General features: G+C 61.3%; 20 protein-coding genes and 1 pseudogene. 8 read left to right on the forward strand and 13 right to left on the reverse strand.

What is annotated here, in order from left to right; all coding sequences use genetic code 11:
• Positions 1–139: 139 nt before the first annotated feature.
• Both QZ409_RS11745 and QZ409_RS11750 read left to right on the forward strand, forming a co-directional pair.
• A pseudogene (locus QZ409_RS11745) lies at positions 140–277 on the forward strand (transglutaminase); the annotation flags it as partial.
• 111 nt (positions 278–388) lie between these two features.
• A complete protein-coding gene (locus QZ409_RS11750) occupies positions 389–1,342 on the forward strand; it encodes a DUF2189 domain-containing protein (protein ID WP_342394838.1) in 954 nt (317 codons plus the stop codon).
• 99 nt (positions 1,343–1,441) lie between these two features.
• On the opposite strand, the gene QZ409_RS11755 is transcribed toward QZ409_RS11750, so the two are convergent.
• The 5 genes from QZ409_RS11755 to QZ409_RS11775 all read right to left on the reverse strand — a co-directional run bounded on the left by QZ409_RS11755 (position 1,442) and on the right by QZ409_RS11775 (position 6,449).
• Positions 1,442–2,143: a glutathione S-transferase gene (locus QZ409_RS11755; protein WP_296711153.1), complete on the reverse strand. Its 702-nt coding sequence runs from the start codon at positions 2,141–2,143 to the stop codon at positions 1,442–1,444.
• 254 nt (positions 2,144–2,397) lie between these two features.
• The gene (locus QZ409_RS11760) at positions 2,398–2,670 is read right to left on the reverse strand and encodes a hypothetical protein (RefSeq protein WP_296711156.1); all 273 of its coding nucleotides are present in this window, start codon (positions 2,668–2,670) and stop codon (positions 2,398–2,400) included.
• Positions 2,671–2,763: 93 nt separating this feature from the next.
• On the reverse strand, positions 2,764–4,050 hold the full coding sequence (locus QZ409_RS11765) for an O-antigen ligase family protein (RefSeq protein WP_296711159.1): 1,287 nt from the start codon (positions 4,048–4,050) through the stop codon (positions 2,764–2,766).
• 11 nt (positions 4,051–4,061) lie between these two features.
• Positions 4,062–4,901 carry a WecB/TagA/CpsF family glycosyltransferase gene (locus QZ409_RS11770; protein ID WP_296711162.1) on the reverse strand — a complete coding sequence of 280 codons (840 nt, stop codon included), beginning with the start codon at positions 4,899–4,901 and terminating at the stop codon, positions 4,062–4,064.
• Positions 4,902–4,925: 24 nt separating this feature from the next.
• Positions 4,926–6,449, reverse strand: a complete 1,524-nt coding sequence (locus QZ409_RS11775) for a Wzz/FepE/Etk N-terminal domain-containing protein (protein WP_296711165.1) — start codon at positions 6,447–6,449, stop codon at positions 4,926–4,928.
• A 591-nt stretch (positions 6,450–7,040) separates the two neighbouring features.
• On the opposite strand from QZ409_RS11775, the gene QZ409_RS11780 reads away from it, so the two are divergent.
• Both QZ409_RS11780 and QZ409_RS11785 read left to right on the forward strand, forming a co-directional pair.
• Positions 7,041–8,405, forward strand: a complete 1,365-nt coding sequence (locus QZ409_RS11780) for an exopolysaccharide biosynthesis polyprenyl glycosylphosphotransferase (protein ID WP_296711168.1) — start codon at positions 7,041–7,043, stop codon at positions 8,403–8,405.
• A gap of 14 nt (positions 8,406–8,419) precedes the next feature.
• Positions 8,420–9,547, forward strand: coding sequence for an acyltransferase (locus tag QZ409_RS11785; RefSeq protein WP_296711171.1), 1,128 nt, complete (start codon positions 8,420–8,422; stop codon positions 9,545–9,547).
• A 109-nt stretch (positions 9,548–9,656) separates the two neighbouring features.
• Here QZ409_RS11785 and QZ409_RS11790 read toward each other — a convergent pair whose 3' ends face one another.
• On the reverse strand, positions 9,657–11,003 hold the full coding sequence (locus tag QZ409_RS11790) for a hybrid sensor histidine kinase/response regulator (protein WP_296711177.1): 1,347 nt from the start codon (positions 11,001–11,003) through the stop codon (positions 9,657–9,659).
• A gap of 377 nt (positions 11,004–11,380) precedes the next feature.
• A complete protein-coding gene (locus tag QZ409_RS11795) occupies positions 11,381–11,635 on the reverse strand; it encodes a PrpF domain-containing protein (RefSeq protein WP_342394839.1) in 255 nt (84 codons plus the stop codon).
• Positions 11,636–11,991: 356 nt separating this feature from the next.
• On the opposite strand from QZ409_RS11795, the gene QZ409_RS11800 reads away from it, so the two are divergent.
• The gene (locus QZ409_RS11800; RefSeq protein ID WP_296711182.1) at positions 11,992–12,420 is read left to right on the forward strand and encodes a hypothetical protein; all 429 of its coding nucleotides are present in this window, start codon (positions 11,992–11,994) and stop codon (positions 12,418–12,420) included.
• Positions 12,421–12,456: 36 nt separating this feature from the next.
• Here the strand turns inward: QZ409_RS11800 and chrA are convergent, their stop codons facing one another.
• Both chrA and QZ409_RS11810 read right to left on the reverse strand, forming a co-directional pair.
• Positions 12,457–13,875, reverse strand: a complete 1,419-nt coding sequence (chrA, locus tag QZ409_RS11805) for a chromate efflux transporter (protein WP_296711185.1) — start codon at positions 13,873–13,875, stop codon at positions 12,457–12,459.
• Entirely contained in the window at positions 13,872–14,696 is an 825-nt protein-coding gene (locus tag QZ409_RS11810; protein ID WP_296711187.1) for a sulfurtransferase/chromate resistance protein, read from the reverse strand. The genes chrA and QZ409_RS11810 overlap by 4 nt, the downstream gene beginning before the upstream one ends.
• A gap of 298 nt (positions 14,697–14,994) precedes the next feature.
• Here QZ409_RS11810 and QZ409_RS11815 point away from each other — a divergent pair, with 298 nt between their 5' ends.
• Together QZ409_RS11815 and QZ409_RS11820 are read left to right on the forward strand one after the other, a co-directional pair.
• Positions 14,995–16,257, forward strand: coding sequence for an acyltransferase (locus QZ409_RS11815; protein WP_296711190.1), 1,263 nt, complete (start codon positions 14,995–14,997; stop codon positions 16,255–16,257).
• A gap of 278 nt (positions 16,258–16,535) precedes the next feature.
• Entirely contained in the window at positions 16,536–18,242 is a 1,707-nt protein-coding gene (locus tag QZ409_RS11820) for a Hint domain-containing protein (RefSeq protein ID WP_296711194.1), read from the forward strand.
• 23 nt (positions 18,243–18,265) lie between these two features.
• Here QZ409_RS11820 and QZ409_RS11825 read toward each other — a convergent pair whose 3' ends face one another.
• From QZ409_RS11825 to QZ409_RS11835, 3 genes are all read right to left on the reverse strand, one after another.
• Complete coding sequence (locus tag QZ409_RS11825) at positions 18,266–19,354, reverse strand: 5-(carboxyamino)imidazole ribonucleotide synthase (protein ID WP_296711196.1); 1,089 nt, start codon at positions 19,352–19,354, stop codon at positions 18,266–18,268.
• A complete protein-coding gene (gene purE, locus QZ409_RS11830) occupies positions 19,347–19,811 on the reverse strand; it encodes a 5-(carboxyamino)imidazole ribonucleotide mutase (RefSeq protein WP_296711249.1) in 465 nt (154 codons plus the stop codon). Before purE ends, QZ409_RS11825 begins: the two co-directional genes overlap by 8 nt.
• Before the next feature lie 154 nt (positions 19,812–19,965).
• A complete protein-coding gene (locus QZ409_RS11835; RefSeq protein ID WP_283366372.1) occupies positions 19,966–20,184 on the reverse strand; it encodes a DUF465 domain-containing protein in 219 nt (72 codons plus the stop codon).
• Between the two features lie 329 nt (positions 20,185–20,513).
• Between QZ409_RS11835 and QZ409_RS11840 the strand changes: the two genes are divergently transcribed.
• The gene (locus QZ409_RS11840) at positions 20,514–20,702 is read left to right on the forward strand and encodes a DUF465 domain-containing protein (RefSeq protein ID WP_296711206.1); all 189 of its coding nucleotides are present in this window, start codon (positions 20,514–20,516) and stop codon (positions 20,700–20,702) included.
• Between the two features lie 187 nt (positions 20,703–20,889).
• Here QZ409_RS11840 and QZ409_RS11845 read toward each other — a convergent pair whose 3' ends face one another.
• Entirely contained in the window at positions 20,890–21,852 is a 963-nt protein-coding gene (locus QZ409_RS11845; protein WP_296711209.1) for a phosphatase PAP2 family protein, read from the reverse strand.
• Between the last annotated feature and the right edge of the window lie 162 nt (positions 21,853–22,014).

The following is a 22,014-nucleotide window of genomic DNA, read 5'->3' on the forward strand; positions in this document are numbered from 1 at the left end:
CCCTGTGAAATCAGCACGTCGACTTGACGAAGCTTGGCGACAATCTCTTCCGGTTTGTGTCTCTTCCCTGCCATCCTTCTGTCCTCCGGCCGGTGCGAAAACCATACTTCATGGAGGACCACTTTTCAGGGGGCAGACCATGGCCCTGCCTGGCTCGGCGGGACCAAAGCTGGGCTTCCTGATGTATCCGCAAGCTGAAATTGCTTCGACGCGCCTCGACTGCCTCGATGCGGACGCATTCAAATATTCGATCAGGTCGACCGCGATCTCAATTTGAGCGGAAAAGGCGTCCTGACCCGAAGCAGCGGAAAAGCGCGCACCTGTCACTTCGGTGACCGGTGTGGGACGCAATGAATGACAGCGCGCTCATGCAGGTTTATAATCATTCTTGAGTTCGGAGATCGCGGAAAAGTCCGATCGAGCCGACTCCGGTTTACCGAAGCCGCGATCTCTCGAGCATAGGGTTCGGGAGGAACTTGCTATGCGGATCAAACATCCCGCCGAGTGGGGCGCTGTGCAGATCGCGGCGACGAGCCACGTTTTGCTTTCGGCTGGTCAAGCGCTCATTCATACCGATGTCGACAGCTCGCTTGCGCCGATCAACGTGCAACGAATTTCATACGCGGATCTTGGCGATGCGCTCAGGGAGGGCTGGGACGATTTCCTTGCGCTGCGCGACGATGTCGTCTTCCTTTGCCTGATCTACCCGCTGGCCGGAGTGGCGTTGGCCTATCTTCTTTCCAGCTCCGGCCTGTTGCCATTGATCTTCCCCGTCTTTTCCGGCTTTGCCCTGCTGGGACCCTTCGCCGCGGTTTGGCTCTATGAAATGAGCCGTAGGCGCGAGCGGGGCGAGACGCTCGCGTGGGCTGAATCGATGCGGGTGTTCACGTCGCCGAATGTCGCCGCGATCTTCAAACTGGGCTTGTTGCTCGCCGTCGTCTTCGCACTCTGGCTGGCGACGGCCATGCAGATCTACGCGCACACGATGGGTCCGAATATGCCGACGTCCGCGGCGGGGTTCGTCGCAGCTCTCTTTCAAACGACGGGCGGATGGCGGCTGATAGGCTTCGGCGTCGGCGCCGGGTTGATCTTTGCCTTGGCCGTTCTTTCGATCAGCGTCGTTTCATTTCCGCTACTGCTTGATCGACGCGTCACCGTTTCCACCGCAATCGCGACCTCGGTCCGCGCCATGTGGACGAACCCGGGGCCGATGCTGGCATGGGGCTTCATTGTCGCCGTCTCATTGGCTTTGGCGATGGCGCCGGTGTTGGTCGGCTTGATTGTCGTCTTTCCGGTTCTGGGGCACGCGACATGGCGCCTTTACCGCAAGGTCGTCGCGTAAGCGGAGAAAAGTGGGCGCTATTGACGGCGCACTATTGACGGTGTTGGTAGCCAGCCGCCGTCTGGGGCGTGGACGACGTGGCGGAGGGAAACCCAGTGCTCAAGCGTCGATGACCTTGCGAAGCGAGGCCTCGATCTGGCCGCCGCAATATGTGTCGCCATAATCTTGCCGGGCCTTGGCGGACAGCTTGGCCAGCGGCGGCAGATCGGCGATGCGGCGCGTCAGCGCGGCCGTCATCGGCGCTGTTTCTCCAAGGATTGCCTCGATCTTGCTGAAACGGTCGGTCATAGTCGACCAAAGCGTGGCTGTCACGATGTCTGCGACGCCCGGCCCCGTACCGCCGAGCAGGAAGCCGGAGTGCGCCTTCAGGCCGTGGCGGCGGCCGGTCTCTTCCCAGAGCGACATCCACTTCTCCAGGCGCGGAAGGAACTCCTGCCAGCGCTTTTTCGTCCACATCTCTCGGCCGCCGTCCAGCGTGATCTCGTCGATCAGGTCATTGGCGTCGTTCACGATCTTCATGGTCATGGCGCGCAAGGCGGGGGTGTTCGGCATGAGGTTCAGAGCCTCGCCCAGATAAAGAATGATGGCCGGCATCTGAGCAATGGCGAAGCCCGCCTTTTTGTCGACGAGCATAGGCGGCCCCATGAACGGGATCGGCATATCCTTCACCGGCCCGTTCATCAGCTCCGAGATTGCGGCGTCGCCGCCTTCGGTCCAGTCCTTTCCGGCATAGGCGAGGACGGCGCGCACGAACTGGCCGCGGAACGGCACAGACCAGTAGTAAAGGGCGTAGTCCGACATCTCGAGAGTTCCGAACGTGAAGGGGAACGATCGACAGAGGATTTTGGGGGGCCGAAACAGGTACGGCCTGCCCGAGGTGACTCGGAACAGGCCGCTCCTCGTGGCGACTCCGTCCATTTCAGGATCGGCTGGCGTTCTTTCGAATGCCGTTGCGCCACTGATCAAACAATGCGCGACGCCAAGGATAGTTCTGCGCCGCCGCAGATTTTTTTGTAGAGCCGCGCATCCGCGCCCGGGCCAGAATGGTCAGGCGATCAACTCGCGTGATAGCCGTGACCAGGCTGATCATCCGTTGAACGTCCGGGCTCCTGAGCGTTCAGTTTGCGCTCATGGGCGGCGCGCGCCATAGGCGCCAGCAACCACGCGACAGGCGCCGATACAAGTAATGACGCTGCGACCACGAAGGGCATCAATGTCATGGCGATGTTTGTGAGCGGAGTCGCTAAAACCAGAACCACGCCGATGCCGAAAACGACCGCCTGAACCATCATATAAATCACGATGGCGATTACCGTACGATTTGGCATTTTGTCCTCCTCACGCGCTTTTCGAGCGTTATGCAATATAACGCGCAGCGATCCGACCGCGTTCCGCCGAAACTACAGCGCGAGGAAATGAGTCTACGCGGCTTGAGTCTCTGCGCTGCTCTTCAAGCGGCGTTCGCACTCGATGATCGCGATGACGAGCATCAGGAAAAAATTGACGTTGGCGTCGCGGTCCAGCAGCGAGCTTTCGGTGAAATTATGACCTACGCAAAAGACCAGCAGCGCGATAAGCAACGCGACATTTGCGCGCGGCAGCGTCTTGAGCGTCGCAAGCGTACGCAAGGGACCGAATATCGTCGCGTAAATGACCAGCAGTAGACCCGGCGCGCCAATTTGCGCGAGCAGATCGAGAAACCCCTGATGGCCGCTTGCCAGGCCGGAAACCCAGTCGTCGCTGTAAAGATAGATCGGGCCGCTCGGGCCGATGTTCCAGAACGAGCCGTAACCGGAACCGAGCCAAGGATGTTCAGCGATATATTGCGTGAGCAGAGGCCAGATCTGCACACGCCCCGTCAGCGCGTCGGGCGAGTCGAAGGCGGCGGCGATCGTCTCCTGATTGGCGATGATCGCGATCGCCGCGACTACCGCCGCCGCCGCCAGCGAAAACCTCAATGCACGCGGACGCGCGCTGTAATATTTCGCGTAAATGACGCCGCCGAGGATTGAAGGCAAGAGCAGGCCAATCGACGTTTTTGAGTTGGCGCCCCAGAGAAAGAACGCGGCCGCCGCGAGCGCTGCAATGCGCGCCCATCGCCCCAGTTTGACGGGGTTGAACCAGCAGAGCAGAAAGGTGAAAGCGGTCACCGAACCCGCGAAATTCTTGTGCAGCATAAGGCCGCGCCAGTCGCCCGCAAGGTCGCTTTCGATTTCGTTGGAATGATGAACGCCGATGGCTGGGACGAGCACGACGACAAGCAGATTCGCGGCCAGTAGCGCAATGCAGACCCTCGTCACGATTCGCAACGTCGTTTCTGTCCTCAGCAGCGATACCGCCAGAAATTCGGTGAAGATGATCATCGTCGTCAGCGCGATGCGGCGAATGGCGACATCCGGGACATTCGACCAAGAGACGCTGAGCCAGCACCAGGCCAGCGCCACCGTCAGCGCGAGGGGCAGGACCAGCAAGCGCCGGGGATTCTGAAGCGGCTTCGCCAGCGCGACTGCCGCAAAGAAAAAGGCCAGGAAAGTCGCTTGCCGCAGCGAGTTGCCGTCGGCGGTCGAGGTCGAGACGTTTTCAAGTGTGATGACGCCGCCGGCCAGCACGAACGCGACGAAGCATCCAAAGAGAAGCACGGTCGTCCGAACGCTCTCGCTCGCGGATGGCGTCGCCGCCCATTCGCCCCGCGCCGGTTGCGACGTCATAGGCAACCCCTTCAATTTCCGGTTCCCAAACGCGCTTTCACGCGGACCTCATCGAGCGATAGCGCCGCAGCGCCGCGCTTCGTCCCGGCCGGACCGGCAGTGGCGCCCTCGCCAAAGATCAGGCTTGCGGTCAATTTCGCCAGGAAGCGGGGATATTGGACGACGTAACGGCGACCGAGGCGTCGCGGCTCCCGCCAGATGCGATAGGCCCAGCGTAGTTGCAGGCGGTCCGCGATCCGTGGATAATATTGAAAGCCGCCATTGAGCTGGTCGAGATAGCCGCCGCAGGTAAAACCAAAGCCTTTCCAGCCTTTGGCGCGCAAACTCAGGAGATGCTCTTCCTGCGCTCCCGCGCCCATGCCGCAGATTACGACATCCGGCGCGCGTTCCACGATGAAGTCCGTCTTGGCCTCCATGTCCCCATAGCCATCCAGCGCATCGATGACGCGGAGCGTCGGGAAGCGTTCAAGAAGACGGCGGCGGGCGGCGGCGGCCACTCCGGGACGGCCGCCAACGAGCATGATGCTGCTGCGCTGGTGCGCAAGCGCCGACAACACGGGCGGCGCAAGGGAGGTCGAGTCGAAACTGACCCGCGCCGCTCGGCGCCCGGAAAGCCATTGCGCCGCCTTGGCGAAGGCAATTCCGTCCGGAAGAACCAGATCGAAATCGAGAAGATTGTTTTTGTAACCCGCATTGGAATCGGCGACAGAAATTGAAGACGGATTGACGAAGGTCGTGAGCAGCGGCCGGCGCTCCTGAATGCGACGCACGACGAAACGGACGACATCTTCCAGTTCGTCGGCGAACACGGTGGGAAAGCCGAGTACGGAGGCGCGCAATAATGTCGCCATAGCAAATCCTCCAGGTTGAAGCGGTCAGATTTCGCTCTGCCTGATCCAGGAAATTTTGGCGTTGGCTGGATCGGCGGCAGGCCGCGGAGCCGGCTCAGCTGGGGTAGCCGTCTCGGTTGGAGCGCGAAATCGCCGTTTCCTGGACCGGGTTTCGGCGTAAAACGGCACGGCGATGGACGCCGCGAAAGACAGCGCGAGCACGCCCGCCAGCGAAAGGCCATAGTGAGGGAAAGCGGGATCGACCGGCGCAACCGCGCGCTGAACGATCTTGACTGGCGATATTTTCGCCAGGTTGAGGCTGGAGGCGATTTTCTCCTCGACCGTCCGGCGCGCGTAGCTTCCGGCGTTTTCGGTCGCCTGCTGGACCGCGCGCTGAAGCCGCGCGAATTCGCCCGCTTTTCCGGCGAGGTCGTTGAGCTCCTGGTTCAATTGAGCGAGCTGGTCGCGCTGGTCGCGCTCCAGCTTGGTCAGCCCTTCAATCTCGGCGTTGAGCTTGAGCAGTTCGACGAGAGCCTCCTGATAGACCTTGACCATCAGAATCGGCGGATCCGCCGATTTGGGCAGGTTTTCCTGGATCGTCGTCGTCGATTTTTGCTTGGCGCCGAGGTCGTTGATAATCGCACTGACGAAGGGGGATTGCGTCACGGGCTTGAGGCGGACGAGCTGCGTCGTAAGCGCCTCCCGCCGTCCCGTCTTGTCGGCAATGACGCCATGCGTCACGGCCAACGCAGCGGCGAGATCATTGGCGCGTTTCAACAAAAGGCTGTTCTGCTCTTCGGCCGAATAAGTATGCGTGGTGGCGGAAAATTTCCGAAGCTCGTCGGTTGCGCGTTTGACCTCATCTTCGAAATGCCTGGTCTGCGCCTGGTAGAAATTCGCCGCTTCGGGCTGGTCGAGCACGCTGAGCTGCTTGTTGATCGCTTCGGATGCAATGACGTTGGCGAATTCGGCGGCGACCGCGGCGTCCGCATGCCGAAACGTGATCGTCACCAAATCGGAATTGGGCTCGACATGGACGGTCAAGGCTTTGCTGACGCGGCTGACGGCCCGCCTGAGCCAACGATCCGGAGATATCGAGCCTGTCGGAGTGGAATCCAAGGTCGCCCCGAACCGCTCCGCCACTCTCGTTTCGGCGTTCGCCTGACCCTTCAGCATGGCGGCATGATCGGCAAGCCAGGTGATTGCGTCCGCGCGCGCCGTCGGCCAGTACGACGGGCTATCTCCGTCGACCGTCTCTCGGCCGATTAGGCGCGGCAGCCCGACAGCGACGATCGCATCGGACACCACCTTCTCGCTGCCGGCGATGAGGGCGAGCGAGTTCAACGCATTTTTATGCACCGAATCAAGGTTATGATCGCCCTTCTCGTTGCCGACCATCAATATGGCGCTGGCATCATATTTCGGCGTCAAGATCAGCAATACGCCAAGTGAAAGGCAACCAACAGCGGCATAGGCTGTAAACGATAGCAACTTTCGCTTTTTGACGGCAGACAGCACTGAATTTATGTTTATATCGTCAAATGCGCCTGCGTTGTGAAGTATATTCATGCCGAAAGCCACCGTTTCTTGTTGAATATTGCAAGATATTGCCGCATTATCTATCAATTTTCTGAATAATAAACGTGAATATCGTCATAGATTTAGATACAACGGCCAAACGTCCCGCACCAGAGACTCCCGACGGTCTGGCGCCGCCGCGCGCGATGTCGCCGACGTCAAACGGGTCGCACACCAGTGCAGCCATGCCGCCTGAAGCCGTCCTGACAGCTTCGATTTGCGACGGAACATTGGGGCCATCTCGTCGGAGTAACTTTTTCCCGAGGCCATTGGTTCCATCCGTCACCATAACCAACAGCTTTGCCAAAGTCTAAGCGTAGCCGTAATCACATTTTTTTGAGTTGCTGCGCCGCACAATGACCATAATTTTGAAGATCATTTTATTCAGCTTGCTGGACTATGCGCTTTTAAAACCGGAACTAACACGGATATTAACGAGTTTGTATTCTGACTCATACCGACGCAGATATAATAATTCCACTGAAATCTATGCAGGCGGCCAAGATGCGAGAAATAGAAATGCGACGGCCGGGAAAAGCGAACGCCCTGCCAGCGATAGGCGCCGAACGCGACCGAAAGCGAATGTTTCTTGAAAACTACGTCGCCATCATCATGGCGACAGATTTAGCCAGCATCGGCATTGGCGGCTTATGGCAACGGACTGTCGAAATTGGTTATTTTAAATATTTTAATGAGGCGCTGAACGCGCAGGCTGCGGTTATCGCGATCACGATCTGTCTGTTCGCGCTTGTTTCGCAAATTTTCAATGCCTATCGCGTGCGCAACATTCTTGATCGAAGCTCGGTCTCGCGCCCCATCGCTGCGATCGTCGCGACGTTTGGTCTTTTGATTCTTATCGGCGTGGCGACGAAGACCTCGGAAAATTACTCACGCCTCTGGTTTTTTTCTTGGCTTGCAAGCGCCCTAGCGCTCACGGTCGCCCTGCGACTCCTGATCCAGACCGCGGCTCGGAGGAAACTCGCCGCTGGCGGTTATGTTTACCGCGCCCTGTCGGTCGGCCTTTACGCCGACCCCTTGTCCGGTTCCGATATCTCGGAATTTTCGCGTGGCCAGGCGATCCTCATCGACGAGATCAGATTTAATCGGCTTGAGGAAATGGATCAGCTCGCCCAAACGATCGCTCACAAGCATGTCGATGTGGTCTACCATACCGCGCCATGGGTCGACTGCCCGCTGCTTCTGCAAAAACTCCGCAAATTCAATGATCTTGCTGCGGAAATCTATGTCGTGCCTGTCGATCCGCGGATGCGGACCAACGACCTCGACCCGGTTTCGCTGGGCGGCCGCTTGTCTTTGCATGCAGCCGCCCGCCCCATCGCCGGATGGGCGCTGTGGAGAAAGCGGGCTCTCGATGTTTGCGTCGCGTCTTTCGCGCTCGCGCTATTTGCGCCGGTGATGGCTTTGGTCGCACTCGCGATCAGGCTGGAAAGCCCCGGGGCGGCGCTGTTTCGCCAGCAGCGGGTCGGCGTCAATGGACGACATTTCGAAGTTTTGAAGTTTCGTTCCATGCGAATCGAGGCGACCGACGCGCTCGCGACCCGGCAAACCTCGCGCAACGACGATCGCGTCACACGAGTCGGGCGCATCATCCGTCGCCTCAGCTTCGACGAGCTGCCGCAATTGATCAATGTTCTGCGCGGGGACATGTCCATTGTCGGGCCGCGCCCGCACGCCCCTGGAACCACGGCCAATGGCGAGGCTTTGCGAGACGTATGCGACGATTACGCCGCGCGCCATCGTGTGATGCCGGGCCTCACCGGTTTGGCACAGGTCAACGGATTTCGCGGCGAGCTGGACACGGTCGACAAAGCCAGGAGCCGCGTCGCCTATGACCTCGCCTATATCGAAAACTGGTCGCTCTGGCTCGATTTGAAGATCATTTTTCGGACGGCGGCGCTGCTCGTTTACGACAAATCGGCCTATTGAGGCGGCGCCGCGCGATGAAAGGAAAACTCGAAGCTATCCAGGCTCTCCGCTTCATCGCGGCGACCGCCGTCGTCGTCGATCACGCGCTCAGTCAACTTGTCAGCCGCGCTTTCTTGCCGCCCCGCTGGGAGCAATATGGCTGGCACTGCGGTCAAGCCGGCGTCTGGGCCTTCTTCGCCATCAGCGGCTTCATCATGATCCACGCCGAACGCGAAAATTTCGGCCGTGGCGGCGGCGCGAAGGCCTTTATCGCCAAGCGCCTCGTCCGCATCGCGCCCATGTATTGGCTGGCCTCCCTGGTGGCGCTTGCGGCCCTGCTTTCGACGGGCCATGCGCCGCCAACCGTGTCCTATGTCGCCGCATCGCTCCTGTTCCTGCCCTCGCCCGCCCAACCGGGCGAGTTGATAAGGCCGCTGCTCGGCCAAGGCTGGACGCTGATCTATGAAATGATGTTCTATTGCATTTTTTTCTGCGCAATGTTTTTGACGTTTTATCGGGGCGCGGTCTCGATCCTTGCCGCGCTCGGCGCCCTGGTGCTCGCGGGCTCTGTCATCAAGCCCCTGGCGGCCGCCTATGATCCCTTTACGGTCGCGGCCTTCGTCACCGATCCCATCATCCTGCTCTTTGGCGCCGGCTGCGTCATCGGACTCGTCCGGCGGCGTCTCGATCGAATTGAATTGAGCCACGGTCTGATGGCCGCGCTTATTTTGCTGGGCGCGGCGGTTTCCCTGTTCGTCGCGGGCCGGTTCGGCTATCCGATGAATTTTTACGCGCGCGCCCCCTTCATGCTGCTGGCCACCGCCGCCGTTGCGATGTGCGCGTTTGCCAAAGACCGGTCGTCGCCATCGAGCCGGATCATGTCCCTGTTGGGCGACGCCTCATACAGCGTCTATCTTTTTCATCTGTTTTTTCTGAACGCACTGTTTTTCGCGGCTTCGCGGCTGCCCGGCTTTTCGCGCGCCGCCTGGCTTTATGTCATCGCCGCCGTCGCCGCCGCGAACGCGGCGGGTCTTGTCATCCATGTTTTCGTGGAAAAACCCCTGACCGCACGCCTGCGCGATCTCGTTGCGGGACGCCGGCGCCAGACTAGGTCGGCTCCTGCCGACATGCGCCCTGCTTTGCGCCCTTCTCCCGAAACATGACTTCCGGAGCGATGGCGGTGCGGAGGTTCTGCGCCTCGTCGATATCGGCAGTTGCCTGCCGGCCCCGACGAGGCTTACCGCCCCAATCCATCACCCGAAATCGTCGCCATCACCGATTCATGGATGGCTGAAGCCCGGAGAATCTGCGCTGCAGGTCATCCGGCGAGATCGGCTTATGAGCAACGTCAATGCCGCTTGCGACAATATCCGTTAGGGCCTCTTCATCGGTTTCACCCATTAAAACCAAGGCCGGGAATCGACGACCAGCGCGCCGCTCGAGTTCCTTGACCATTTGCACACCCGTCGATCCGTTTCCGATGTCGTAATCGGTAATGACCAGGTCGAAACGCATGTCGTCGTTCTCGCCACGTTTGAATGCCTCATCGGCGTCAGCCGCCGCGCAGGCTTCATATCCCCATTGTTCGACCAGGCTTTCGAGGGCGAAGCGCAAAATCGCGTCATTTTCGACGATCAACACGCGACTGCGGCCTTTGCCGCCAGCGCCCTCGATATAACCGAAACAGTCGGGCGCGGCCGACTTCGGCAGCCACAACGAAAATCTCGAACCTTTCCCGAGGCGAGAGCGAAGCTTGATGTCTGCGCCCAATAACGCCGCGTGTCGCGACGCGATTGCGAGGCCGAGGCCCAATCCCTTTTCGCTTTGTTGGCCCGGCGTTTCGAAATGAACGAATTCTTCGAAAATCTCCGACTGGCGTCCTGTTGGCACGCCAACTCCGGTGTCGATGACGTCTATCCTGATACGCCCGCATCGACGCCTTAGCCCGACCAGGACGCCGCCGCTCGATGTAAAGCGAAGCGCATTTTCGATCAGGCGTCGCAGCGTTTTTTCGAGCAAATGAGAGTCTGAAATTGCGAACGCCTCGGGTGCGAACACCCGGAATCGAAGCCCCAGCAGGGAGGCCTTTTCGGCATATTCCGTCGAGAGACGACGAAGGAGCGCTCCGACGTCGACCGTCTTCATCGAAGGCTTGATCAAGTCCGCGTCAAGATAGGAAATCTCCAGCATCGCGCCCAGCAAGCCATTCAACCCATCGACCGCCTGTCGCATCATATCGATGGTTTTGTGCGCGCGCGGATTTGTCGCGACCTGACGTTCGATTGACGGCAATAGCAACGCCAGCGCCTGCGCCGGTTGACGCAGTTCGTAGCTGGCGGACGCCAGAAAATTGGATTTCAATTTTCTGGCGCGGGCGACTTCCGATCGAACCTCGTCGGGATCAATTGCATTGGCGCGTCCAGGCGGTTTCCTGGGAATATATTTGCCAAAGGCGTCGCAAGCATAAGCCATAGCTGGTTCGCGATCGGCATGGCCGCGCGCGCTTCTCGCCACCGCGCCGGCGTTCGCGTTTCTCTCGGCTACGATGGTTGCTCGCGCAGCGAAGTCGTCGCCCTCGTCGAGAAGCATTTCGTCGAAAACTTGTTCATGGTTTTGCATGGCGATCCTCGCTTTCAAGTTAGCGCCATTCTGGCGTCTACTGGACGAGCAAAGATGGTCCAGAACGAGTTTCAAGCGCCAAGGCAACGCTGGCTGGATTTCCCACGACGACAGCTGTTGGTCTCGCTCAGCTTAATTTGACAGCCAAAGTTTTTTTGAATTGGACGCGCGCCATTCGACTGTCCGTCCGGCGCGCGTCCCTTCGGCCGCCCTGGGGAGGAAGGGCGATCGGATTGCTTACCTGCCGATTAAGGAGTCCGCAGTGATCTATACGGTGACCTTAAAATAACGATCTGCTCGGGACTGTCGAGTACATGCGGTTGACATATTTGGTACATAATATTTCGTTTGCGCTGGCATACAGTCGGCCTGCTGCGCTACCGCCTTGAAGGGCGCCAGCAATTTGAGAGCGTCGGGCGCGAAATGCGGCATGGCGCAGTGGATGTCGCCCGCGTCGAGCGTGGAGACTTCGGGCGACCGTCCGGCGATCCCATGATCGCAAGAAGGACCTTGTCGCGCATCGTGACATCATGGGGCGGATCGCTCACCTTGAAGAACACCCCCTTCGAGGCGCCGCAGCCCATCAGCAGGCAAGGCGAGGGCCGATGATTTTTAGTGCGATGAATTCCCATAATCTATTGACGTGGGAAATTTTCCCACGTACAAAAAACCGGGGACTTTGCAATGTTGGAGTTCGCTTCGTGTCCGTCATCTCGATTCTTGCTTCGCCTCCATCGGTTCATTCCCTCCGGGCCAATGTGAAGGTTCTGAACCGTTTCGCGAGAAGCGTCGCCGTCACTTCTCTCCTGATCGGCGCTGTGCGCCTCGCGCCGCGTGTGTCGCAGGCCGCGTGGGGGTTGGCCGACTTTCGTCCGGCCGCCCTCCTTATCGCCGGTCCTTCCGCAGTCGCCTGGAGCGGCAAGCTATGACCGATTTTCGGACCATCGCGCACACACAAGGCAGACATGCGGGCGCAGGCTCCTTCAGAATGGATGAGCGTTCGAAAACGCGCCTGGTCCGGATCGTTTTGGCTCTGCTTCCGGTGGCCTTCATTTTGGCTGGAGGTACGCAATCCATCGACCATGGGCGTCTCAGCGGCGCCGCGGAAGCCGATTCAATCGTCGGCTATGGCGCGATCGGAGCCAATCCCGACGCACGCCTTGACGACTTTGCCTATGATCGGCGGCCGGAGGAAGAGCGGAGCGAATTCGAAAATGTCATGACTTCGGCCTGCGGCGCGGGCGACGTCTTCGGCTGTGGTTTGCTCCTCACATGGCGCGCCCTGCTCATATTGCTGCACGTCTTCGAACAGGTCGTCATTTTCGTTCTGATTGCGCTGGCTTTCCGTTGGTTTGTTTGGACGAGGATCCGCGAAACCATCGAGAAGCGGAGCAGAAGAGCGCAACGACCTATGTGAGAAGCTTCGGCTGACCGGAAAGACCGTCGCCGTCCTTCATATCCCGCCGGGCGCAATCAGTCCCAGCGCGTAGAGCGCGACGCCCGCCGCCGCCGAGGCGGCAAGGGTCTTCAACAGGCTGGCCTCGAAGCGGAAAATGGCGACGATCGCGCCGAGGGAAAGCAGCAGCGCCCACGGGTCAATGCTGGCGACGACTGGAACGTCGAACGAGAAGCCATATCCCCGCGCCGGAATGGTCTGGCGGAAGATCACATGCATCGCGAACCAGATGGCGAGATTGAGAATGACGCCGACGACCGCTGCGGTGATCGCCGATAGCGCGCCGGTCAGCGCCTTGTTGCCGCGCAATTGCTCGATATAAGGCGCGCCGAGGAAGATCCAGAGGAAGCAGGGGGTGAACGTCACCCAGACCGTCAACAACCCGCCAGCCGCGCCCGCGAGCAGCGGCGGCCATGATCCTGGCGAGCGGTAAGCCGCCATGAAGCCCACGAATTGCAGCACCATGATCAGCGGGCCGGGCGTCGTCTCCGCCATGCCGAGGCCGTCGAGCATTTCGCCCGGCCTCAGCCAGTGAAAATCGTCGACCGCTCTCTGCGCGACATAGGCCAGCACCGCATAGGCGCCGCCGAAGGTCACCACCGCCATTTTGGAAAAGAACAAGGCGATCTGCGAAAAAATATTGGCCCCGCCGAGGAAAAACAGCAGCGCGGCGACCGGGGCGAGCCAGGCGACGAGCCAGATCGCCCCGACCTTGAGCGACTGGCCGACGGTGATCGTCGCGTGGCTTGGCAGGTCTTCGCCCAGCAGGCTCTCGCCCGCTTTCGCCGCGCCGCTCGGACCATGGCCGCCGCCCGCCGCGAAGGCCGGATGGCCAGTCCTCCCGCCGAAAAATCCGATCACGCCCGCCGCCAGGATGATGAGCGGGAAGGCCACGTCGAAGAAGAAAATAGCGACGAAGGCCGCCGCCGCCAGCCCCTGCATGACGCGGTTTTTGAGGGCCTTCTTACCGATACGCTGGACCGCCTGCAACACGATCGCCAGCACCGCCGCCTTGAGGCCGAAGAACAGCGCGGCGACGATTCCGACCTTGCCGAAACCCGCATAGACGATGCTGAGGACCATGATGGCGACGGCGCCGGGCAGGACGAACAATCCCCCCGCCATGATCCCGCCGAGGGTCCGGTGCATCAGCCAGCCGATATAGGTGGCGAGCTGCTGCGCCTCGGGACCGGGCAGCAGCATGCAATAGTTGAGCGCGTGCAGGAACCGGCTGTCCGACACCCATTTCTTCTCATCGACAAGAACGCGATGCATCAAGGCGATCTGCCCCGCCGGGCCGCCGAAGCTCAGGAGGGCGATGCGCGACCAGACCCGGAACGCCTCGCCAAGCGAGACGCCGTGTCCCACTTCATGTCCGGCTTCGGAGGCTGCGATGTCTTTGGTCAATTCGGTCATTTCCGTTTATTGGCCGGGGCGGCGTGCCAGACGTGCGATTCATCGACGGCGTCACGACACCAGCGGTAGAAGGCGTCGTAAAGCGCGAGCCCGGCTTCAAGCTGCTCCAGATCGTCCGCGTAAAGCCGCGAAAGGCCGAGCGAGGCTGCGAGAAGTCCGGCGGCCTCGGGAACGAGATCGAGACGCGCGGTGTCGGCGCCCCGCACGATGGCCGCCAGCCGCAGCAGCGGCTCGGTCTTGAGGCCGAGTTCCTCGACCATCGCGTCGAAGGCGCAATTGGCGCCGCGATGCGACCAGAACACACCTTCGACATCGAAGGGCGCCGCCTGGAACGTCTCGGCCACGCCGAGAACGTCCGAGGGCGGCGCGAAGAGAAAGACGGCGTTCGGATCGACGAAGCGGCGGATCAGCCAGGGACAGGCGATGCGGTCGACCTTCGGCCGCGCGCGCGTCACCCAGACGGTGCGGCCTTGCGCGTCGCGGGGGGGCAATTTGTCCTGGGGAACCAGCGGCAGACCCGCCGCCGCCCAGGCCGCAAAGCCCCCTTCGAGCGTCTCGGCGCGCACGCCACAATGGCGCAGCCAGGCGGCGACGCCGTGGCCAAAATGTCCGCCCCTTTCACAGATGACGATTGCGGATTGGCCGGCGAGAGCCGGTCCCCATTGCGCGACGGCCGCGTGATCGCGGCGCACCGCGCCGGGAACGAGGCGTGGCTCCCTGGCGAAATCCGCTTCGGCCCGGATATCGACAAGGGCCAGCCCCTTCGGCGAGCCGAGCAGGCGAACGAGTTTGTCGGAAGTTATCGACGTATAGGCAGACATCCAGCGTCCTCGGCTGACAGAGCGGGACGCGATTCTTTGGCATGTCGCCTCGTGGGGAGATCGCGGTCCCCATGGCCGGAAATAGAACGCCAACGCTGGGCGATGTCAATATCGGCGCAGGCCTGATCCGCGACAGGCTTTGAACGAGCCGGAAACCCTCGGTCGATGAACGCGACGGGGCCTTTGAGAAATGGCCATTTGCCGATAAGGAGAAACCTGCGGCCTGTTCGACCAAGCTTTCAGGCGCGGCGCGGAAAATAGATCTGGAGCGGCTCCCATTGCGGGATATCTTGAACCCATGAAAGATGTCTTGCAACCGAGCCTGCGACGGCCCAATGCGCCTTCAGGAAAAATTGCCGATATTGAGTTTCTGCGCGGACTGGCCATCGCCCTCACGCTGATCGCCCATTTGATCCTGGCTTTTCCGGATTGGGCCGGGCTGACGGCTTTCAACAGCCGTCACTGGCTCGGCTCCGGCGTTGATCTGTTTTTTGTGATCAGCGGCTTCGTCATTACCGCGTCGCTGCGGAACCAGATGGGCAGGGTCTGGGACGCGCTTCACGGCGGCGGCGGGAAAGACCTGGGCGCCGTCCGGGATCGTTGCCGGCTTGCCAGCCGGGTATTGGCCGCCTTCTGGATTCGCCGGGCGTTCCGCCTGCTGCCGGGGGCCTTTGCGACCATCGGCCTGACGCTTGTCTTCATCGCCCTGTTTTCGCCCAGAGCGATCGGAGCGACGCTTGGCGGCTTCTGGCTCCATGCCGAGGCGGCGGCGGCGGCCCTTCTTCAGGTCTTCAATGTCTGGGGCTGGCGGCGGCTGGTCCATGGCGGCGACGTCACGCTTTTCGGCGCCTACTGGAGCCTCTCGCTCGAAGAACAATTCTATTTCCTGTTTCCCTTCATCATGATCGCCTGCGGCTCCATGCGCCGTCTCGGTCTGGTCGCCCTGGCCGTGGTGGCGGGCCTGTTTTTCGTGCGCAAGAGCCTGCCCAGCGACGCCATGTGGTGGTTTCGCGTCGACGGGCTGTTCTGGGGCGTCGCCATCGCCTGTTTCCGTCCGAATCTCGGCTTTGTCACGCGCTGGAAGCCGGGCGCGAAATGGGTCCTTGGCGCGCTCGTGCTCGCGGTCTGCATCGGCGGCCTGACCGAGACGATCATCCTGATGTGGAGCCATGATTCCGCCAATGGCGCGATGCTCCTTTTCGCCGCGTTCCTGGTCGCCGTCGCCAGCATCGACGCCGGGCTGTTCCAGTTCCCGCTGCTGGGGCGGGCTTTCGTCTATCTGGGCGAGCGGTCCTACGCGATCTATCTGCTTCACATCCTGATCTTCGCGGGGGTGCAGGCGATCGGCGACTCGCTGCTCGAAGCCGGCGCCTCGCCGCTCTGGGCCAATGTCGGCAAGGCCTTGCTCGTTCTTCTCTCTCTTGCGCCCATCGACCTCTTTCATCGATCGGTCGAAATCAGGTTTCGGAATGTTGGGCGCCGGATTTCCATGAAATTGCTGGCGGGAAGCGGCGGCGTGGAAGCGCGCGACGGCCTCGCCGCGCAAGACCCGCTTCGTTGAATCCCGACGTCATTTGGCCATCCCGATCCGATCGGCGAAGGATCCTCCGGCTTCCGGCGGAACTTGATTCAAGCTCGTGCGTTGCCGTTACGATATCGGAAGGCAACAGCGACGACCTGTCGCAAAGGACGTTCCCGGAGGGCCTGCAACAGGCTCGCTAGCGATATTAACCGCGAGTGATGAGCCCCATTGGGCGCGGCGCTTTCGAGGTATAGTGTAGGCGTGGGTTAGGCGTCATTCAGGAGCGCCGCACAATTCCTGAACTGGGGGGATTTGCGATGACAACTGCGACATGGCTGGGCGGCGCAATCTGGGGCGGAGCGGACGACGACTCCCTCTGGACGGGCGGATCTGGCCCCGGCGGCGCGCCCGCAGCCGGGAACGACGTTGTTCTGAACCGCATCGGCAGCCTGACGCTTAGTCTGGGCGCCAACACGCCCTCCCTCAATTCGCTGACGATTTTCTCCGACGATATTCTCGACGTGGCCGCCTTCACGCTTTACGTGGACGCGCCGGGCTCGTCCGGGATCGACCTGTCGTCCGGGACCATCGCGCTCGCCGGCGGCTCCATCGTCGATGCGGCGGACATAACGCTCGGCGCGGGCGGCGGCATCAGCGGCTACGGCTCGATCAACATCACGACCGGAGCCCTGACCGGCGCGGGCGTGGTCGAGGCGAGCGGCGGACTGCTGGACGTGTTCGCGAATGTGAGTTCGGGGGTCCAGCTCGCCATCGACAGCGTCGGGGGCGGCGACCTCAGAATCCAGCAAGCCGCGGCGACGAACTCCGCGATCTCCATGACCAATTCCAGCCAGATCCTCGAGATCGGCTCCGCCGCCTCCCTGACCATTGGCGTTCAGGAAATCACGACGGGCGGAACCATCTACCTCAATGGCGGGACGGCGACTCTGACGGATGCGTTCGGACTGGTTCTGGGCGGCAATCTGACCGGCGGCGGCACGGTGGACGCCGAGTTGCAAGGCGGCGGCACGGCCAAGGCCTCGGCCGGCCTGACGCTCACGTTCAAGCAAAACGTCGATCAGGCGGGCGCGGCCACGCAGTTCGTCATCGGCGATGGCGGGACGATCGACTTCGACGCCATGGTCGGCACATTCTCGATCAAGCCGCTGGTCACCTTCCAGGGCGCGACCGGCACGCTCAGCGACACCGCTGTCATCATGACCTCGGTGAATTTCGGAACCATCACCGGCTTTTCTGGCGGCGACGAAATCCATTTGCAGGCTTTTGGGGCGGGCGACACCTACGTCATTTCCAGCGACACGCTCACCATCATGAACGCCGCCGGTACGCTGTCGCAAAGCTTCGCCTTTGCGTCGGGCACGGCGATGGACCAGATAGTCGTGACCGACAATGGCGGCATTGACACCATCGCCATTTGCTTCATGGCGGGCGCGATGATCCGCACGCCGGACGGCGAAGCCGCGGTCGAGACTCTGAAGCGCGGCGATCTCGTGCTGACGGCCGAGGGCGCCGCCAAGCCGGTCGCCTGGCTCGGCCGGCAGACAATATCCGCACTATTCGCCGATCCGGTGCGCAATTGGCCGGTTCGGATCAGGGCCGGCGCGCTCGACGAAAACATCCCATCCCGCGATCTCCTGCTCTCGCCCGATCACGCCTTGCTCGTCGGCGGCGCCCTGTTCCACGCCGGCGCGCTCGTCAATGGAACGTCGATCCGGCGTGAAACCCAAGTCCCGCCCACATGGGTCTATTATCATGTCGAACTGGAGGACCATTCGCTGATCCTGGCGGAGAATACCCCGGCGGAAACCTTCGTGGACAATGTCGAGAGGCGCAATTTCGACAATTGGGCCGAGCATGAGGCCCTCTATCCCGACGGCAAGCCCATATCGGAACTGCCTTACCCGCGCGCCAAGGGAGGGCGTCAGGTGCCGCCTCGCATCCGCGCCCTGCTGGCCGAGCGCGCCGTCCTCATCGGCGCGCAAGCCGGAGCGGCGGCTGCCTAAGTTTTCGGCAATGGGCGCGAAAGCTATTTCGCGCCCTTGAGGATCGTCACATGTCCCATCTTGCGGCCGGGCCGGGCTTCCGACTTGCCGTAAAGATGCAGACAGGCGCCCGGCACTTCCAAAAACTCGCGCCAGCGATAGACATCGTCGCCGATGAGATTGTGCATCTCGACGGGGCCGTGGGCGCGCGTCACGCCGAGCGGGAAACCGCAGACGGCGCGGATATGCTGCTCGAATTGCGAGGTGACCGAGCCATCGAGCGTCCAATGGCCGGAATTATGGACGCGCGGCGCGATTTCATTGACCAGCAGCTTCAAGCCGGCCGGCGTCTCGACGACGAACATCTCCACCGCCAGCACACCGACATAATCCAGCGCCTCGGCGATGCGTTTCGCCTTATCGCGCGCGCGCTGCCGGACGTCCTCGCCAATATCAGCTGGGACGGTGGTCGTGGCCAGAATGTGATGTTCGTGCTCGTTGCGTCCGACGTCCCAGGCGACAAAATCGCCGTCGAGGCCGCGCGCCGCGACCACCGAGACCTCGCAGACGAAGGGCACAAAGCCTTCGAGGATCGAGGGCTGGCCGCCAAGCGAGCGGAAAGCCACGGCGAGGTCCGAGCCTTCGCGGACCAGCGCCTGGCCCTTGCCGTCATAGCCAAAGCGCCGGGTCTTGAGGATCGAGGGACGGCCGATCTGCGCCACCGCCCGCGCCAGCGCGCCGGCGTCGTCCACCTGCGCAAAAGGCGCGACCTCGATGCCCAGCCCGGAAATGAAATTCTTCTCGACAAGCCGGTCCTGAGTCAGGGCCAGCACGGAGGGCGAGGGCCGCACGGGCTTCATGGCCGCGAGAAATTCCGCCGTCCGCGCCGGGATATTTTCGAATTCATAGGTCACGACATCGACCGCCGCGGCAAAAACGGCAAGGGCCGCCTCGTCGTCATAGCGCGCGACCGTGGCGGCGGCGGCGACTTCAGTGGCAGGATCGTCGTCGCGGTCGGTAAAAATATGGCAGGACAGCCCGAGCCGCGCGGCAGCGAGCGCCAGCATGCGGCCCAATTGCCCGCCGCCTATGATCCCGATGCGCGCACCCGGCGCCAGCCTCGCCTCAGTCATCCTTTTTCGGACGCTCCGCGACCGCCCCGGTCTGTTTCGCGCGCCAGGCGTCGAGCCGCGCCGCGAGTTTTCCATCGTTCAAGGCGAGGATCGAGACCGCGAGCAAAGCGGCGTTGATCGCCCCCGCCTTGCCGATCGCCAACGTCCCGACCGGCACGCCGCCCGGCATCTGCACGATGGAATAAAGCGAATCCACGCCTGACAGCGCCTTGGACTCGATCGGCACGCCCAGCACCGGCAGCGGCGTCATGGCGGCGGTCATGCCCGGCAGATGGGCCGCGCCCCCCGCCCCGGCGATGACGACTTTGAAGCCTGCCTCGCGCGCGCCGGTGGCGAAGGCGACCAGCCGTTCCGGCGTGCGATGGGCCGAGACGATGCGAACATCCGCTTCGACGCCAAGCGCCTCCAGGGTTTCGCTGGCATGGCGCATGGTCGACCAATCGGATTGGCTTCCCATGATGATGGCGACAGGAGGCTTGCTGCTCGGCACTTGTTTCTGACCCGGACCAAAGGAAGGCGAAGTGTCTAAAGCGAAGCGCCCGAAAGGGAAAGGCGGATTCTGGCCAAAAGCTCCGTTTCAGCCAAAATTTCCGGGAGAGTGCGATGAAGGCTCAGGCGATGATGTCGGGGGTCATCGCGTCTTCCAGCGTGGTGATCCTGTCGCGAAGCAACAGCTTTCGCTTTTTCAGCCGCTGCAACTGCAACTGGTCGGCGGCGCCGACCGCCAGCAAGGCGTCTATGGCCGCGTCAAGATCGCGGTGTTCCTGCCGTAAACGCTCGACTTCAAAGACGAATTCGGCCCGCTCTTCTTCGTTCAGTTCTCTGGTCATCGAAAACCGCTGGGCATTTCATTGGGCGCCCCTCGCGCCGTGCGCCGGATTATGTGCGTGGCGGGTTCCAAGAGCAAGACCAAGATAAGGGCGCAATGCGGTCCCAAGAGGCAATTTGGCGCTCCACCAGGGCAGTTTGGCGCCGAATGAAGGCAATCTGACACCCCGCGCAGCCAGAAATCCGGCTGCCGCGCGCCCGATGCGACTCTAACCCTCCGCCAATAGCTAAGCTTCCCCTAAGTCACGACTTTTTGACAAAAAGATTCCCCCTTGCGGGTTACGTGGATCGTGTCACAATCCTGTCGTTCAAGCATCGATAGGAGTTGCGCATGTCCTTGCAAAGCCATCTCGCCGAACTCGAGCGCCGCCACATGGCGCTTCAACGGGATATCGAGAAGGAAGAGCTCCATCCCGCAGTAGACGAGCTCAAGCTGCATGAACTCAAACGACGCAAACTGCTCCTCAAGGACGAAATCACGAAAGTGCGTCATGAGACCCTTCTGGCGCCGGCGCATTAAACGGCGCCTTGACATCATCCTTCCGAACTCAAAATTGCCCATTCACAAATCTCGAGAACTCGGACAGCAGACGTAAGAAATTGCGGCGCTGCTCCGGAAGGTGAGACGAAACCAAGCCGCCGACGAGCCAAAAGCTCGCGGCGGTTCTTCATTTCGCGACATATCCGCGTAGGAGAACGCGCAGAGCCTATCCCGCTTGTCCGACAGGAGCGACGAAAACCGATCCTTCGCGCTCGTCCCTGCCCTGCAACAGCGCTTTGGCGGCAAGGATGGCAAACACAGCAACCGCAGCCCCTGCCGCGACATCGAAGAAATGATGGCCGCCATCGGCAGGCACAGCCAGCAGCGTCAGGACATTGACGGCGACGGCGGCGATGGAAACCCAGCCGAGCCCCCACAAGGCGCGCATTGTCAACAGCGCCATCACGGTATGGAAAGAGGGCGCTCCGATCAAACCGACAATTTCTTCGGATCGGACCGTTCCGGGTCCATCTCGCCACACGCGGAAAACCTGCAGCGCCTCCTCGCGCGACAGCGCCAGCTGAAACGGCGGGACTGGCTTGCCGTTGGCGTAAAGAAACTGCAGTTCTCCGAGATTGGGAAAAGCCGTCCAAAGCGCAACTGTCAAAACGGCCGCAAGCATGAAAGCGATCGAGAATTCGTCGAGACGCGCGATTCTGCGGCTGAACGCGAGAATGGCGATCGCGACCGGCAATTGCGGCAAGGTGGAATTATAGGCCGCCGTTAGCAACGCGCCGATTGTTGAATTCGATTTGACTGCGGTGACATAGCCAAGCCAGTCGAGGCCAATCGCCTTGTCAAGATTGGCGATGGCTGCGTCATAAAGCGGACGATGCGCCGCCGCGCCCGCATAGTTGAGCACTGCGCCGAAACTGGAAAAAATGACGAGCTGTGCGGTCACCAGGCAGGCGGCGGCGACGCCGGCGTCACGCCCGAGCCAACGATAGGCGAGGCCAATCGTGATCAGAAACGCGGCTCCGAGATAAGCCTTGGCGAAACTGGACCATAGGACATCCATCGCAATGAAGCATTGCGCGATGAGCACCGACAGAGCGGTGAAAAGAATGATGGCAATGCGTATAATGTCGCCGCGAACGAGAAGCTTGACCACCATTCCGACGACTTTCAAAAAAGGACCACCCCATTGAGAGTTGAAGCAAATTTCGATTAACGCCGCGTCAATCCCCCCCGGTTCGGTCGGGGAACGCACGACGGGCGCCATCCGCTGAAATCGAATTGAGAAAGCCGAGCGCTCGGGCTTCGCCGCAAGCACATTAGCCGAAGGGTTGAG

Origin of the sequence: Rhodoblastus sp. (genome assembly GCF_019449565.1) — a bacterium.
GTDB lineage: Bacteria > Pseudomonadota > Alphaproteobacteria > Rhizobiales > Beijerinckiaceae > Rhodoblastus.

What these genes read in the sequence shown, in the direction of transcription:
- QZ409_RS11755 (WP_296711153.1), bottom strand. Translation starts at nt 2,143, where the DNA reads ATGTCGGACTACGCCCTTTACTACTGGTCTGTGCCGTTCCGCGGCCAG.
- QZ409_RS11760 (WP_296711156.1), bottom strand. Translation starts at nt 2,670, where the DNA reads ATGCCAAATCGTACGGTAATCGCCATCGTGATTTATATGATGGTTCAG.
- QZ409_RS11765 (WP_296711159.1), bottom strand. Translation starts at nt 4,050, where the DNA reads ATGACGTCGCAACCGGCGCGGGGCGAATGGGCGGCGACGCCATCCGCG.
- QZ409_RS11770 (WP_296711162.1), bottom strand. Translation starts at nt 4,901, where the DNA reads ATGGCGACATTATTGCGCGCCTCCGTACTCGGCTTTCCCACCGTGTTC.
- QZ409_RS11775 (WP_296711165.1), bottom strand. Translation starts at nt 6,449, where the DNA reads ATGAATATACTTCACAACGCAGGCGCATTTGACGATATAAACATAAAT.
- QZ409_RS11780 (WP_296711168.1), top strand. Translation starts at nt 7,041, where the DNA reads ATGTTTCTTGAAAACTACGTCGCCATCATCATGGCGACAGATTTAGCC.
- QZ409_RS11785 (WP_296711171.1), top strand. Translation starts at nt 8,420, where the DNA reads ATGAAAGGAAAACTCGAAGCTATCCAGGCTCTCCGCTTCATCGCGGCG.
- QZ409_RS11790 (WP_296711177.1), bottom strand. Translation starts at nt 11,003, where the DNA reads ATGCAAAACCATGAACAAGTTTTCGACGAAATGCTTCTCGACGAGGGC.
- QZ409_RS11795 (WP_342394839.1), bottom strand. Translation starts at nt 11,635, where the DNA reads ATGGGAATTCATCGCACTAAAAATCATCGGCCCTCGCCTTGCCTGCTG.
- QZ409_RS11800 (WP_296711182.1), top strand. Translation starts at nt 11,992, where the DNA reads ATGGATGAGCGTTCGAAAACGCGCCTGGTCCGGATCGTTTTGGCTCTG.
- chrA (WP_296711185.1), bottom strand. Translation starts at nt 13,875, where the DNA reads ATGACCGAATTGACCAAAGACATCGCAGCCTCCGAAGCCGGACATGAA.
- QZ409_RS11810 (WP_296711187.1), bottom strand. Translation starts at nt 14,696, where the DNA reads ATGTCTGCCTATACGTCGATAACTTCCGACAAACTCGTTCGCCTGCTC.
- QZ409_RS11815 (WP_296711190.1), top strand. Translation starts at nt 14,995, where the DNA reads ATGAAAGATGTCTTGCAACCGAGCCTGCGACGGCCCAATGCGCCTTCA.
- QZ409_RS11820 (WP_296711194.1), top strand. Translation starts at nt 16,536, where the DNA reads ATGACAACTGCGACATGGCTGGGCGGCGCAATCTGGGGCGGAGCGGAC.
- QZ409_RS11825 (WP_296711196.1), bottom strand. Translation starts at nt 19,354, where the DNA reads ATGACTGAGGCGAGGCTGGCGCCGGGTGCGCGCATCGGGATCATAGGC.
- purE (WP_296711249.1), bottom strand. Translation starts at nt 19,811, where the DNA reads ATGGGAAGCCAATCCGATTGGTCGACCATGCGCCATGCCAGCGAAACC.
- QZ409_RS11835 (WP_283366372.1), bottom strand. Translation starts at nt 20,184, where the DNA reads ATGACCAGAGAACTGAACGAAGAAGAGCGGGCCGAATTCGTCTTTGAA.
- QZ409_RS11840 (WP_296711206.1), top strand. Translation starts at nt 20,514, where the DNA reads ATGTCCTTGCAAAGCCATCTCGCCGAACTCGAGCGCCGCCACATGGCG.